The 14236-nt window shown below is 56.0% G+C and carries 10 protein-coding genes; 5 read left to right on the forward strand and 5 right to left on the reverse strand.

Going from position 1 to position 14236, the window contains the following annotated elements:
* Positions 1-103: 103 nt before the first annotated feature.
* On the forward strand, positions 104-607 hold the full coding sequence (locus ACKVOS_RS06165; RefSeq protein ID WP_409211139.1) for a hypothetical protein: 504 nt from the start codon (positions 104-106) through the stop codon (positions 605-607).
* On the opposite strand, the gene ACKVOS_RS06170 is transcribed toward ACKVOS_RS06165, so the two are convergent.
* On the reverse strand, positions 570-2912 hold the full coding sequence (locus ACKVOS_RS06170) for a transketolase (RefSeq protein WP_409211140.1): 2343 nt from the start codon (positions 2910-2912) through the stop codon (positions 570-572). The genes ACKVOS_RS06165 and ACKVOS_RS06170 overlap by 38 nt on opposite strands.
* A gap of 122 nt (positions 2913-3034) precedes the next feature.
* Here ACKVOS_RS06170 and ACKVOS_RS06175 point away from each other — a divergent pair, with 122 nt between their 5' ends.
* From ACKVOS_RS06175 to ACKVOS_RS06185, 3 genes are all read left to right on the forward strand, one after another.
* Positions 3035-3520: an Lrp/AsnC family transcriptional regulator gene (locus ACKVOS_RS06175; protein ID WP_409211141.1), complete on the forward strand. Its 486-nt coding sequence runs from the start codon at positions 3035-3037 to the stop codon at positions 3518-3520.
* Between the two features lie 17 nt (positions 3521-3537).
* On the forward strand, positions 3538-4917 hold the full coding sequence (locus tag ACKVOS_RS06180) for an amino acid permease (RefSeq protein WP_409211159.1): 1380 nt from the start codon (positions 3538-3540) through the stop codon (positions 4915-4917).
* A 93-nt stretch (positions 4918-5010) separates the two neighbouring features.
* Positions 5011-6327 (forward strand): aspartate aminotransferase family protein, encoded by a 1317-nt coding sequence (locus ACKVOS_RS06185; protein ID WP_409211142.1) that lies wholly within the window; start codon positions 5011-5013, stop codon positions 6325-6327.
* Positions 6328-6353: 26 nt separating this feature from the next.
* Here the strand turns inward: ACKVOS_RS06185 and ACKVOS_RS06190 are convergent, their stop codons facing one another.
* Positions 6354-7367, reverse strand: coding sequence for an amidohydrolase family protein (locus ACKVOS_RS06190; protein ID WP_409211143.1), 1014 nt, complete (start codon positions 7365-7367; stop codon positions 6354-6356).
* Between the two features lie 293 nt (positions 7368-7660).
* On the opposite strand from ACKVOS_RS06190, the gene ACKVOS_RS06195 reads away from it, so the two are divergent.
* The gene (locus ACKVOS_RS06195) at positions 7661-8896 is read left to right on the forward strand and encodes an MFS transporter (protein WP_409211144.1); all 1236 of its coding nucleotides are present in this window, start codon (positions 7661-7663) and stop codon (positions 8894-8896) included.
* A 578-nt stretch (positions 8897-9474) separates the two neighbouring features.
* Here the strand turns inward: ACKVOS_RS06195 and ACKVOS_RS06200 are convergent.
* The 3 genes from ACKVOS_RS06200 to ACKVOS_RS06210 are packed head-to-tail and all read right to left on the reverse strand — an operon-like array spanning position 9475 to position 14236.
* Complete coding sequence (locus ACKVOS_RS06200; protein ID WP_409211145.1) at positions 9475-10545, reverse strand: alcohol dehydrogenase family protein; 1071 nt, start codon at positions 10543-10545, stop codon at positions 9475-9477.
* Entirely contained in the window at positions 10542-11792 is a 1251-nt protein-coding gene (locus tag ACKVOS_RS06205; protein WP_409211146.1) for an aromatic ring-hydroxylating oxygenase subunit alpha, read from the reverse strand. The genes ACKVOS_RS06200 and ACKVOS_RS06205 overlap by 4 nt, the downstream gene beginning before the upstream one ends.
* The gene (locus ACKVOS_RS06210) at positions 11792-14236 is read right to left on the reverse strand and encodes an FAD-dependent oxidoreductase (protein ID WP_409211147.1); all 2445 of its coding nucleotides are present in this window, start codon (positions 14234-14236) and stop codon (positions 11792-11794) included. The genes ACKVOS_RS06205 and ACKVOS_RS06210 overlap by 1 nt, the downstream gene beginning before the upstream one ends.

A 14236-nucleotide genomic window follows, 5' to 3' on the forward strand; every position in this document is an offset into this window, starting at 1 on the left:
TGGAAGGTGAAACAAGCTGGAAAACGAACAATATATAGTTCCCGACAGGGAATGTGGAAGCTGCACGGCATGCTGCAAGGAATTGGCGATTCTCGATGACGGGATGCAAAAGCTACCGGGTGTCATGTGCCAACATTGCAGCCTGGGCGAAGGGTGCGGTATTTACGCCAGCCGGCCCAATGTGTGCCGCGATTATTATTGCTTGTGGCGCAGCTTGCCTGAAATGGACGAAAGCTGGCGGCCTGATATCAGCGGCATCATGATGATACCGACAGACACGCCGCCACCGCCAGGTCATCATTTCGGCGTGACTTTAATACTTACAGGCTCGCCTGAAACTTTGCGAACCGACAAATTTGCAGGGATGCTGGCAGGTTTTGTCGAAAGCGGGACCGCTGCCTATCTTGATGTACCGCAAGGTGTAGGGCTATTTTCCCATCGGTCATTTCTGAACGATCAGCTGGCTCCGGCTATATCGGCACGCGATCTGGCGGCTGTTAAGGCGTTAATCTGGAGCTGTTACGAAGCTTTAATGGCAAAGCCGTCAGTCGCCCTGCCTGACGACGCGATCAACGGCGGAGATAGAGTTCCGCCATCGCATCTATGATGGCATCCTTATCGAGGCGATAGGCGTGGTAAAGATCGGGCAAGTCTCCGGTCTGACCAAAGCGGTCCGTACCCAGCGGGCTCACCCGCATAGCGCGCACTCCGCCGAGCCATGATAGCGCCGCAGGGGAACCGTCTATCACGGTTACTATCGACGCGTTGGGCGACAACTTCGAAAGCAGCACATCGGCATGGCAGGCGGTTGCTTGTCCGCCGGTCCAGCGCGCGGCTTTGGTCGCCGACCAATCGCGATGCAAAAGGTCAGGTGAGGTCACATTCAGGACACCCAGACCGGGGATGTCATATTGCAACTCTTCCCAAGCGGCCAGCACTTCGGGTGCAATTGCGCCGGTAAAAACAATAGCGGCTTCGGTCCCTGGCGCCGGAGGGCGCAGCCAATATGCACCTTTCAACGCATCTTCCTGCCACGTCTCGTCGGTTCGGCCTTCCTGAGATATTTGTCGGGTGCTCAGCCGCAAATAGACAGAGCTACCATCCGGTTCCTGCAAATATTCGAATGCCCAGCGCATGAACAAGGCAACTTCATCAGCATAAGCCGGTTCGAAATAGGCTAGTCCTGGCTGACCCATGCCAATCAGCGGCGTGTTTATCGACTGGTGCGCTCCGCCTTCAGGTCCCAAAGTCAACCCGGAAGGGGTTCCGACCAACAAGAAGTGGGAATCGGAATAGCATCCATAGTTCAGCGCATCCAACCCGCGGGAGATAAACGGGTCATAGACCGTCCCGACAGGAATTAAGCGCGTGCCAAAATGTGGCGCGGCAAGCCCGAGCGAAGTGAGCAAAAGAAAAAAGTTATTTTCTGCAATACCCAGTTCGATGTGCTGACCCGAAGCATGCGCAGCCCATTTTTGTGCGGACGGAATCTTGGCCTCACGAAAAATATCGGCGACTTGCGACCGGCGAAACAGGCCACGTTGATTGACAAATCCCCCCAAATTGGTGGTCTGGGTTACATCAGGGGCGGTCGTAACAATCCGATCCGCCAATTCTTCGGACGATTTTGCAAGATCGAGCAAGACATGCCCAAACGCAGCTTGCGTCGATTGAGTTTCACCCGTTGGAACAGGAAAATGTGCCGGTACTGGGACCGGTTTGGGTAAAGCCTCCAATGGCTTTTTTGCGAGCACACTTTCATCGACAAAGTTTTTCAAACGCGCCGCCATATTGCCGCCTAGACCCGAAAACGGATCCCATTCTTGCCCTGCTTTTATGCCCAACGTTTCGCGGAGTTGATCGATCTGCGCAGGGTTCATCATTCCCGAATGATTGTCCTTATGGCCCGCCAGCGGAAGGCCATAGCCTTTAACGGTATAGGCAATGAACAATGTCGGCCGGTCGTCATCCGCGCTGTCAAATGCATCCATCAACGAAGCAATGCAATGCCCGCCCAAATTGGTCATCAAAGCGGCAAGGCCGTCATCGTCAAAGCTATCAAGCAGCTTCTTGACATGAGCCTTGCTGCCGATGTCAGCGAGCAACCGTTCACGCCACGCCGGACCTCCTTGATATGTGAGCACGGCAAAATCGGCATTCGGGCAATTTTCAATCCAGTCTTCCAAAGACTTTCCGCCGGGGCGGGCAAATGCCGCGCGCTGCAATTTGCCATGCTTCAACGTGACAACGCGCCACCCGCACGTTTCAAATATGTCATCGAAACGTCTAAACATCCGGTCTGCTGTGGTGCTATCAAGCGACTGCCGGTTGTAGTCCACAACCCACCAACAATTGCGGATATCATGCTTATAACCTTCGATCAGGCATTCGTAGATATTACCTTCATCGAGTTCCGCATCGCCCATCAGCGAAATCATCCGTCCGGCATCCGATTCCGCCATCGCACCGTGCGCAATCAGATAATCTTGGACGAGGCTGGAAAATGCCGTGATTGCAACGCCCAAGCCAACTGACCCGGTCGAAAAATCGACCGGAATTGTATCTTTGGTCCGCGATGGATAGCTTTGCGCGCCCCCTAATGCCCGAAATTTCTGTAGCTGTTCCAGCGTCTGGTTGCCCAGTAAATAATGGATTGCCTGCAACACTGGTCCGGCATGGGGCTTTACTGAAACCTTATCTTGCGGACGCAAGGCATGAAAATAAAGGGCCGCCATAATGGCCGTCATCGACGCGCAACTTGCTTGATGGCCGCCAACTTTCAAACCGTCTCGTTTGGACCGCAGATGGTTTGCGTTATGCACCGTCCATGCCGACAACCAGCGTAATCTCGCGTCCAGCGCTTCAATCGTGGCAATTTTTTCTTCGCGCGTGTCCGCGATCATTGTGGTCATGTCGGCGTGTCTCTCTCGGATTTGGCATATTATTAACTGCATCGCTAAGGCATGTCCTTGCGTATAGAGGCAATATTGGGCAATGTTTTGGCAAACTATGCCAATAAATATATCTCAGGTGGATGATTATGCCAGAAAGCACAATTGATGCGATAGACCGCAAAATTATAGATTATTTGCAATCCGACGGACGCATGTCCAATCAGGATTTGTCCGAGCGGGTGGGCTTGTCGCCAAGCCCTTGCCTTCGCCGGGTACGCCATCTGGAGTCGACCGGAACCATCGCGCGATATGTCGCTTTGGTCGATCCCGATAAAATGGGGCTGTCTGTTACCGCCTTTGTTCGCGTGCGTCTCGATCAGCAAGATGATCGCCATCTCGAAGATTTCGAAACAGCTGTCGCGCAATTTCCTGAAGTTATGGAGTGCTATCTGATGACAGGCGAGGCCGATTATCAATTGCGGATATTGGTCGCATCGTTGACGCAATTTGAAGATTTTCTGCGCCGTCGCCTGACCCGCGTAAAAGGCGTGGCAAATGTTACAACAAGCTTTGCCTTACGACCTGTCATTTACAAGACTGCCGTTCCAACGCTAGAACCACTTTGAATAAGGGGGATAATGTGATGGAACCAAGCGCAACAGCACCTGATGAGTTAAGCCGGTCATTAAAATCGCGCCATGTTTCGATGATAACTTTTGGCGGGATTATCGGCGCAGGACTTTTCGTTGGATCATCAACCGCAATCGGCAATATCGGCCCGGCTGCAGTGATCAGCTATGCCATTGCCGGTTTTCTCGTGCTGCTTGTCATGCGGATGATCGCGGAAATGTCGATCGCGATGCCCGGCACGCAGACATTCCCCGATTTCGCGCGGCAAGGGGTCGGCGAATGGGCCGGTTATATGGTTGGCTGGCTCTACTGGTATTTCTGGGTCGTGGTAATCGCGATTGAGGCCATTGCCGGTGCCAAAATCATCAATGGATGGTATCCACAACTCGAAATCTGGCAAATCGGCGTCGTGCTGATGGCGGTGTTGACCGCAATCAATCTTATGTCGGCGAAATCCTACGGCGAATTCGAATTCTGGTTTGCGTCGACCAAGGTTGTCGCGATCATCGTCTTCATTCTTGTGGCCGGGGCTTACGCGACCGGGGTGACTTCGCCATCCGGATCGACCTTTGCGAACCTGACAGCGCATGGCGGGTTTGCCCCTGCCGGAGCGGCCGCGATTTTTGCCGGTGTTGCGACAACGATCTTCTCGCTTTGCGGCGCTGAAATCGCGACGCTGGCTGCAGCGGAATCTGAGGAAGGTTCAAAGACAATCGCGAATATGACCATCTCGGTATCCTTGCGGATCCTGATCTTCTTCGTGTTGTCCATCTTCCTGATCGTCTCGGTTGTTCCCTGGACCGAGATTGAGGCTGGCACCTCACCTTTTGCCCATGCGCTCCGGCAGATGGGATATCCCGGTGCCGACCTGATTATGGAGGGCATCATCCTTGTTGCCGTACTTTCATGCCTGAATTCAGGTATTTACATCACATCGCGCGCGATGTTCGGCCTGGCCCGCAACGGCGATGCACCGCAATCCTGCGTTAAGCTGAGCGGTGCACGCGTTCCGGCAAGAGCGATTCTGATCGCCAGCCTGTTCAGCTATTTTGCCCTCGCCGCTTCGATCCTGTCGCCAGATCAGGTATTCAATTTTCTCGTGACGTCCTCGGGCGCCATCATGCTTTTCATCTATATTCTGGTGGCAGTTGCCCAGCTTCGCCTGCGCGCCCGGTTCGAGGCAGAAGCGCCTGATCGGTTACAGGTGAAGATGTGGCTATACCCTTATGGCACATGGTTCGCGATCGCCGGAATGGGCGGCGTGCTCGTGATGATGGCATGGTCACCCACAAGCTCAAAGGAATTGTGGGCCAGCATCATCGTGACTGTCGTCTTTCTGCTGGGTTATTGGGCGAAAAGCCATTTTGTTCGTGATCGAAGTAAACGTGATTGAAAGCAAAATTTTCCAGTCGGAATAAAGATTTGAGTCGCGCCGAATTCAATGACCATTGCATAAGCTGCAAAAGCTGAGTGCCGGAGCCTAATTATGAAACTCGAAAATGACCCATTAGCTGCGTTTTGGATGCCGTTCACCGCGAACCGGGCATTCAAGGCGACCCCGCGACAGATGACGACTGCCAAGGACATGCATTATACCAGCGATGACGGGCGGCAAATCCTGGATGGTACCGCTGGACTGTGGGCGGTCAATGCTGGGCACTGCCGTGCACCCATTGTCGAGGCCATCCAGAAATGCGCGGCCGAACTGGATTATGCACCGCCTTTCCAATTGGGTCACCCGCTGGCGTTTGAACTGGCGTCCCGACTGGCGACGATCATGCCCGAGGGACTGGACCGGATTTTCTTCACAAATAGCGGATCAGAGTCAGTCGACACCGCGCTGAAAATCGCCCTCGCCTATCAACGCGCCATTGGCCAAGGCACCCGCACCCGCCTGATTGGCCGGGAACGGGGCTATAATGGTGTCGGCTTTGGCGGCATTTCGGTCGGCGGCATCGTCAACAACCGTCGGCAATTTGGCACTTTACTGACCGGTGTCGACCATCTGCCGCACACGCATAATCTGGAACATAACGCCTTTACCAAGGGGCGTCCTGAATGGGGCGCGCATCTGGCCGATAATCTGGAGACGATTGTCGCATTACACGGCGCAGAAACGATTGCCGCTGTCATTGTCGAACCGATGGCAGGATCGACCGGCGTGCTCGTTCCCCCCACGGGATATCTTGAAAAGCTGCGCGAGATTACGCGCAAGCACGGCATTGTCCTTATCTTCGACGAAGTCATTACCGCCTTTGGCCGGGTTGGCGGCACGACAGCTTCGGAAACATTGGGCGTCACGCCCGATATCATCACGATGGCCAAGGGCCTGACCAACGCGGCAGTGCCGATGGGTGCCGTTGCCGTCAGCCGCCATATCCATGACGGCGTGGTCGAAGGTGGCCCCGATGGCATCGAACTGTTCCACGGATACACCTATTCAGGCCATCCCCTCGCCGCTGCGGCCGGATTGGCGACGCTGGACCTCTATAAATCCGAAGGCATTTTCGAACATGCCGCGTCGTTGCACGGATATTGGCAGGAGGCTGTTCACAGCCTCAAGGGCAAGCGCCACATCATCGACATCCGCAACATGGGTATCGTCGCCGCAATAGAATTGGCTCCACATTCCGGCGGCGTCGGCAAACGGGGAATGCAGTTGTTCCACAAATGCTTCGACAACGGACTATTGGTGCGCGCGACCGGAGACATCATCGCCTTGTCCCCGCCGCTCATTCTGGAAAAGCCGCATATCGACGAAATGATCGGGCGGATCGGGGATCTGGTCGAGACAGTGGACTAGGGTTTAGCGGGATGATGAGGATTTAGCTAACGCCCATGGTGTCGGTCAATCTCGTCTCTGGAAAGTCGGAGAAATCGCGCGGCATTGTTATAAAAAATATCACGTTTCTGCGCCTCATTTAGGAATGGAGCATCGTGGATCGCTTTCACAGCCGGAGTTATGACGCCAGGCCAAATCATCTGGTCTGATCCAAACATGATACGATCACCATATCCAGCATCGACAATTTGCTTCAAGAAGTCATAGAATACAGGCCGGGGTTCGGTGTAAACGATGCTTCCAATTTCGGCATAGACCTGTGGGTAACTGAACATCAACGCCCGAAGCCGTTCGGCCATCGGATAAGCTGCGTGCATGATCGAAACACGAAGCTTTGGATATTTCCTAAGCACCGGCTCTAGCAGCAATGGATCACCGAGAGAAACGCGATAGGCCCCACTAGAATAAGGCTGGCCCGGCTCGCCCGGCCCCATATGAATGGCGACGGGGACATCCAGTTCAACCGCCAACGCCCAAACGGGATCCATGCGAGGATCGTCGACAGCCACACCTTCATATTGAGCCATGATTTCTCCGATCACTGCTAATTTTCCAGCGTGATGAAGCGCACGCAACTCATCGATTGATTTGGGTGCGACATGTTCTACGCCCGAAGTTCCCGGCAATCTGTAATCGATAGATGGTATGAACCGGGTAGGCGCAGCCTTAAGCCATATGTCCAACAAATTTGGCTCCCCACTAACAACACCAAAGATATTGTTCACCTCCATTTCTCTGATTGTTCCCTGAAGCACAAGATCATCGCTCGAAGCCGGAGGAATAGGTGAAGAGCACGGCGAGCCGTTGAATTCCAAACCTTTATAAACACCGTTTTTGGCATCGCTCCGCGGCATGATATCAAATGGAGCACATAAAGGTGGAGCATCGCCGGTATCTGATACGGTACGAGCATGAAGATGCATGTCGATGATCGGCGGCATTTCAACCGAATGCGTCGCTGCCTGGGCCGCAAGGGCACCAATCGTGAGCAAGAACGACATATTGCACCTCCTTAGATGGGGACACCCCAGCACTGCATATTAGCAGGGCTATCTATGCCACGCTACAAATCTGAGCATGACCGCGTTCAGGCGTTGGCGAGCGAGATCGATATGACTGCTGTGTTGATCATCGTTCGCCCGCAACATCGGTCCAAGCCATATTGCACAACGAACAGGACAAGAAGCCTTGTCACCCATTACAAAATTAGCCAAGTTGCCGCGTGGTTCAAATCGCTTACCAATCGGCGCACGGCGCTTCGCCCACTTTGCGCCTGCCGATGTCGCGGCGGTCCATGATTGTCGCAACCCTATCGACAATTGTTGAATGGTATGATTTCACGCTTTACCTATATTTTTCGACGGTGCTGGCCCGGGTCTTCTTCGGAACAGGTCCACAGTCCCTGACGGAAACGCTCGGCGGCTTTGCAATCGCCTATTTGATGCGTCCCGTCGGGGCGCTGGTTTTTGGACATTTTGGCGACCGGTTGGGCCGGCGGGTGACGATGTTGGGTTCGATGGCGTTGATGACCGGCGCAATGCTTGTGACTGCCATGCTTCCAACTTATGCCCAGATTGGCCCGCTTGCAGGCGTGTTGCTGATCGCGTTGCGCTGTCTGATGTCGTTCTCGGTGGGTGGCGAATATACCGGCGTTGTCGCATATCTGATGGAAGGTGCCCCGGACAGGCGGCGCGGATTGATCACCAGCTGCGCATCGGCGGCAAGCGAAATTGGCGCCCTGCTGGCGGCTGGTGCTGCGGCGCTGACCGTTTGGGCTGTGCCCGAAGAGTCGCTTGTCACATGGGGATGGCGCCTGCCCTTTCTGTTTGGAGCGGCGCTGGCCGGATTGGTCTTGATTACACGCGCCACGCTTGAAGAAACGCCGGAATTCCTGCGTCAGCGCAACGCAGGCACAGTTCCGGAACAGCCGATCCGGCAGACACTGTCGCGGCAGCGGAGCGGGATTGCGCGCGGCTTTGCGATCTCCGCCCTGGGTTCCATCACATATTATGTCGGCATCACATATGTACCGGCATTCCTTGATGCCACAGGAACCATGCCGGAAACGCGCGCGCTGTCGATCTCTTTCCTGGCCGCGCTAACGGTTATTCTGGTCACTCCGATGATAGGGCTGGCGTCTGACCTTTATGGTCGTCGCCCGATGCTTTTGGCGCTGGCACTGTGCGGGATATTTTTGCCCGCAGGCATGTTTGCGGCCATGGCCAGCGGTGGAACTGCGACTTGGGTCGGCGCCGTTATCATGGCTGCGCTGGGCGGGGCAGTTAGCGCAGTTGGCGCAGTTTCGACGGCCGAGCAATTCCCCGGTGAAGGCAGGCTGAGCGGCCTCGCATTAGGCGCGACGACTGCAACCGCCATATTTGGTGGCCTCACACCCCTGGTGGCGCATCTGTTGGTGACGAAAAGTGAATGGGCTGCTGCACCCGGAGCCATGATCGCCATCGTGGCCGCTTGTGTAATCATGGTGTTTTGGCGCATGCCCGAAACGGCACCCGCGCGCGCCAGACCCTAGACCCATTTTGCGTGTGGGAGGGGGATTTCAACCCCGCCTTAAATATAGCCGTCACGCTGAACTTGTTTCACCTGCGGTGACTGCGTTCCAGGGTCCATAGTGCAACGGCACCCTTAGCGTGAAATATAACGCAACCGTGAGTCCCAGTTTGGCTTGCCACACACGGGGCAGGAATTGGCTGACAAATGGACCCTGAACCAAGTTCAGGGTGACGGTAAAGGCACGGACTCTTTAGATTTCTCTCCTTCCCTCCCGCGTGCGAGAGGGGCTGTGGGAGGGTGAATCGGCCAGGGAGCGAGGCCGCGCCTGCGGCACGCCCCCTCCCCTAACCCCTCCCGCAAGCGGGAGGGGTGATTGACGCCTTCTTCACGTACTCCGCGAACTCGCGTGAACCTGATAACGCCGCTTTTCTGTTTCACGCAGAGGCCGCAGAGTTCGCCGAGATTGGAAAGGCAGTCACCCGCGACAAATGTCCTGTTTCAGGGTGTCCGAGAACAACCCGCGTTAACTTAGAGCAACAAAGGATATATTTTCAGTACGTCTTTGCGTATCTTTTGTATCCTTTGGTTCGGGGCCGCCTAAAGAACCAAAACAATTTTCCCCACATGGCGCTTTGTCAAAAACGCCTCCTGCGCTGCGGCGATGTCGGTAATGGGATAGGAGGCGGCGACCAGAGGTTTGATTTCACCGCGTTCGATATAGCCGATCAGATTGGGAAACACTTCCGGCTCCAGCACGGTGCAGCCGATAAGACGTAGGTCCTTCAGGTAGAGCGTCCGCAAATCTAGATCGACCACCGGACCGGAAATTGCCCCCGATACGCCATAGCGCCCGCCACGTTTAAGGGTGTTAAGGATGGGTCCGAACTGCCCGCCGCCGACGATATCGACCGCGGCGTCGAAATATTCGGGGCCGAAAAGCGATTCCAGATCGGCGTCGCGCGGGACGACCTGGCTTGCGCCAAGGCCGCGCACCGTCTCTGCCTTTGCATCGGCGGCCATGGCCGTCACTTTGGCACCGCGCCGCTTTGCGAGTTGGACAGCGGCCGAACCGACGCCACCGGATGCACCCGTGATCAGCACGCGTTCGCCCGCCTGCAACCCGATGCGGGTCAGGATATTTTCCGCGGTGGCATAGGCGCAGGGAAAGCTTGCAAGTTCGACGTCGGAGCAAGTGGAGTCGATGCGGTGGGCGTGGACCGAGGGGACCCGGGCATATTCGGCAAAGCCCCCATCTACTTCAGAACCGAAATAGCGGATGTCGAACCGGCTCCTGCCCCGAAACACCGGCTCGACCAGCACCCGCTGGCCTGTTCGGGAAGGATCCACACCCTCACCGACGGCGACAATCTGCCCACAGGCATCGGCGCCCTGAATCCGCGGAAAAGTGAACGCAGCGCCCGACCAGCCATCGTCGCCTGCGCCTTCGATGCCCGTTGCTGCCCCCGCATCGGTGGCTTCTGCAACCGCTTTCGAATACCAGCCGATCCGGGTGTTGATGTCGGTATTATTCACCGCCGCCGCGCCGATCCGGATCAGGACATCGCCCTCTCCGGGAAGAGGCACGGGTACATCGGTTCGCCATTCAAGCTTGTCATAACCGCCATAGCCGGTGAGCAGAACGGCACCCATGACAGCGGGTACGGTCATTCCGCCCGCGCAAGCCCGAACTGGTTCAGATACCATTTCTGGAATTTGATGACACTGCCTTCCTGATCGGAATATCGTCCGGGTCGATAGCGGGTAGACATGATACCGGTCTGGTTATTCTCGGTGATGACTTTGTCCTGCGTGGTTGTGGCGTGATAGCCCCAGATCATCTTGTCGATGTCGACCTCGTCCTCCCCTGCCCGGCCGTCGACAATCCAGATCATCTCGACATCGGTTTCCAGCGCGCTGCGCGGTGTGAACTGGAACAGGATCGCGAAATGATCGTCAGCGACGATCTGGCTGAAAGGGCTGAAGCTCAAATGCATCCGGCCGCCATCGGCTTTGCTGCGTTTGCCCATCAGAGGCGCTGGCGCCGATCCGTCCCGCGTTTCCGATGACCAGCCATCCTTGTTCATCCGCTGCATTAACAAACGCAAATGGCTGCTGTCGGGGGCATCGTCGATATTGCCGATAGGACGCCCGGCGGCGGCGGCGCTTTCTTCCCATGCCTGCAATTTGGGGGTGAAGCTTGCAATCGCATCGGCAGGTCCGGAACTTGGCCCTGCGCCTACCGCCACAATCGATTCCGCCGCATGCATCGAGCAGAATTCGGGGTGGGACGGGACGCAATGATAGCATTCGAAGAAATTCTCAACCACCAGCTTCCAGTTGGCCGTCGTGGGGTAGCTTCCCGCATGGGCGATGCGCGCAGTATCAAACCCTTGATATTCAAGGATCTGTCCCATTTCGCCAAAGGTTGCGTCAAAATCGACCGGCTCGTCTTCGCTCATATTGATGAAGATCAGCCCGTGGAAAACGCGGATATGGCAGGCGAACAGACTGTTTTCCGCCTTGTCGAAATCCTCGGGCATCAGACGCGCGGAGAGAAGCTTGCCATCAAGGCCGAAGGTCCACGCATGATAGGGGCAAACAAGGCGCGGCGCATTGCCGCTTTCGGCCTGGCAAATGGTTGATCCGCGATGGCGGCATACGTTGAAATAGGCCCGCACGCTGTCAGCATTTTCGCGGATGATGATGATCTGTTCGGCGCCAACGCGGAACAGGAAATAGTCGCCCTTGTTCGGGATGCGGGAGACATGTCCGGCCAACAGCCATTTCTGGCTGATGATCTTATCCATGTCGGCCTTGAACACCGCTTCGCTGGCGTAAAATTCCTGATCGAAACTATACCCCACGCGGGTATTGGCGGCGAGCCGGTGCATCAGTTGGCTTTGGGTTTCGGTCATCAGATTTTTATCCGTGCGTTGCTGGGGTCGTAAAGAGGTTTGAGCGAGGCCAATGCGGGATAGCGCACGCCGGCAATCTCGATTTCGAAATCGTCGGCTCCAATAGCGCCGACAACGCCATCGTCCGGCGCGGTAATATAGCCAAGTCCGCACGCACCGCCCAGACCATGGGCGTACATGCCCGACCGGATATAGCCGGCAATCCGGTCGCCCTGCCAGATCGGCTCATTATGGTAGAGCATCGGCTCTGGCGATTTCAGCAGGAACTGGACGAGCCGCTGTTTAAGCCCCGTCTCCTTCTGCCTCAGCAAAGCCTCTCGCCCGATAAAGCCGCCTGCCTTGTCCATTTTTACCGCGAAGCCCAGACCTGCTTCAAGCGGCGTGTCTTCATCGGTGATATCATGCCCCCAATGGCGATACGCCTTTTCCATCCGCAGCGCATTGAGCGCATGATATCCGCAATGCTTGAGCCCAAAAGCAGCGCCAGCCGCGACAATCTCATCGTACACACCGGTCATGAACTCGGTCGGAATATAAAGCTCCCACCCTAGTTCACCGACATAGGTAATCCGTGACGCCCGCACGAGAGCGTAGCCCAATTCAATTTCTTGAGACGTCGCAAATGGAAATACCTCATGCGACAGATCATTGGGGCAGATCGACTGCAATAAATCGCGTGCATGGGGCCCCATGATGGAAATCACGCCCATGGCCGAGGAAATATTGGTCAGAACGGCGTGGGCGTCGTCCGGAATATGCCGCTTCAGCCAGTTGAAGTCCTTCACCTCTGTTTCAGCGCCTGTGACGATCAAATAGGCGGTTTCCGACAAGCGCGTGACCGTCAAATCCGCTTCGATGCCGCCCTTTTCATTCAGCCATTGCGTGTAGACTAGGCGTCCGGGTGCGACGTCAACATCATTGGCACACACCCGGTTCAGCACGGTCATGGCGTCACGGCCTTCGAGCCGGAATTTTGCGAAGGAGCTTTGATCGAACAGCCCGACCGCTTCACGCACCGCTTTGCATTCTGCGGCATTGGCCTCAAACCAGTTTTGCCGCCCATAGCTATATTCATAGCGCGGGCTGCTGCCCGGTTCGCCATACCAGTTGGGCCGTTCCCAGCCATAAGCCTCGCCGTGGCAAGCGCCGGCAGCTACAAGCCGGTCATGGATTGCAGACCGGCGCACCCCCCGCGCGGTTTCATATTGTTTGAAGGGGTAATGTGTTGCGTAGAGCAAACCGAGGCTTTCAGTCACCCGCTCCCGCAGATATTTGCGGTTGATCTGAAAGGGCATGTTCCGGCGAATATCGACCGTCCATAGGTCCGCAGGCGGAATGCCGTCGCGGATCCAGTCCGCCATTACCTTGCCTACGCCACCGGCGGATTGAAGGCCGATGGAATTCAAGCCCGCCGCCACGAAGCAGCCTTTCAATTCCGCGCTTTCACCCAGATGATAGCGTACGTCGGGGGTAAAGCTCTCCGGTCCGCAGAAGAATTTCTGTATCCCCGCCTTTTCCAAAGCAGGCACACGGCGCATCGCGTCCATCAACAACGGTTCAAAATGTTCAAAGCTGCCCGCGATTTCGTCGAAGCAGAAATCTTCGGAAATGCCGTCCATTCCCCAAGGTCGGGCGTTGGGTTCAAAGGCCCCGACCAGTAACTTTCCGGCGTCATATTTATAATAGCCGCAATAATCATAGTCGCGCAAAACGGGCAGCGTGGAATCTATCCCTTCGACCCCTTCGAACAGCACATAATAATGCTCGCACGCATGAAGTGGCGCGGCCACCCCGACGCTAGCGGCCAGATCGCGGGTCCACATGCCACCGCAAATGACAACATAATCCGCGTCGATCGATCCGTCGTCCGTATCGACCCCCGTCACCCGTTCGCCATTGTGCCGGATTTTGGTGACCTTGGTGTTCTCGAAAATGCGCGCGCCGCCTGTGCGTGCGCCCTTGGCCAAGGCCTGTGTAATATCGACCGCATTGGCATAGCCATCGCTGGGAATATGGATGCCGCCCACGACATCGTCGACATTTACGATATGGGCGAGGTCTTTGATTTCTTGCGGTGTGACCACATGAACCGGTAAGTCGAACACCTTCGCCATGGAGGCGCTGCGCTTCAGTTCCTCGAAACGCTCTGCATTGGTTGCCATGGATATGGAACCGCATTGGCGATATCCAGTTGCCTGCCCCGTTTCCGCCTCCAAACCGCGATAGAGTTCGCCGGTATATTTGGCGAGCTTCGTCATATTGATCGACGGTCGGAGCTGTCCGACAAGTCCGGCTGCATGCCATGTCGTTCCACTCGTCAACTGCTTGCGTTCGAGCAGGACAACATCGTCCCAGCCGATTTTGGTCAAATGATAGGCAATCGAGCAGCCGATGACACCGCCACCAATGATGACGACCCGCGCCTTTTTGGGAAGTTCAGCCAC

Origin of the sequence: Sphingorhabdus sp. (assembly GCF_046154385.1) — a bacterium.
GTDB lineage: Bacteria > Pseudomonadota > Alphaproteobacteria > Sphingomonadales > Sphingomonadaceae > Sphingorhabdus_B.

Excerpts from the sequence above, each read along its gene's own strand:
- ACKVOS_RS06165 (WP_409211139.1), top strand. The coding sequence starts at position 104 with ATGCAAAAGCTACCGGGTGTCATGTGCCAACATTGCAGCCTGGGCGAA.
- ACKVOS_RS06170 (WP_409211140.1), bottom strand. The coding sequence starts at position 2,912 with ATGACCACAATGATCGCGGACACGCGCGAAGAAAAAATTGCCACGATT.
- ACKVOS_RS06175 (WP_409211141.1), top strand. The coding sequence starts at position 3,035 with ATGATTATGCCAGAAAGCACAATTGATGCGATAGACCGCAAAATTATA.
- ACKVOS_RS06180 (WP_409211159.1), top strand. The coding sequence starts at position 3,538 with ATGGAACCAAGCGCAACAGCACCTGATGAGTTAAGCCGGTCATTAAAA.
- ACKVOS_RS06185 (WP_409211142.1), top strand. The coding sequence starts at position 5,011 with ATGAAACTCGAAAATGACCCATTAGCTGCGTTTTGGATGCCGTTCACC.
- ACKVOS_RS06190 (WP_409211143.1), bottom strand. The coding sequence starts at position 7,367 with ATGTCGTTCTTGCTCACGATTGGTGCCCTTGCGGCCCAGGCAGCGACG.
- ACKVOS_RS06195 (WP_409211144.1), top strand. The coding sequence starts at position 7,661 with ATGATTGTCGCAACCCTATCGACAATTGTTGAATGGTATGATTTCACG.
- ACKVOS_RS06200 (WP_409211145.1), bottom strand. The coding sequence starts at position 10,545 with ATGACCGTACCCGCTGTCATGGGTGCCGTTCTGCTCACCGGCTATGGC.
- ACKVOS_RS06205 (WP_409211146.1), bottom strand. The coding sequence starts at position 11,792 with ATGACCGAAACCCAAAGCCAACTGATGCACCGGCTCGCCGCCAATACC.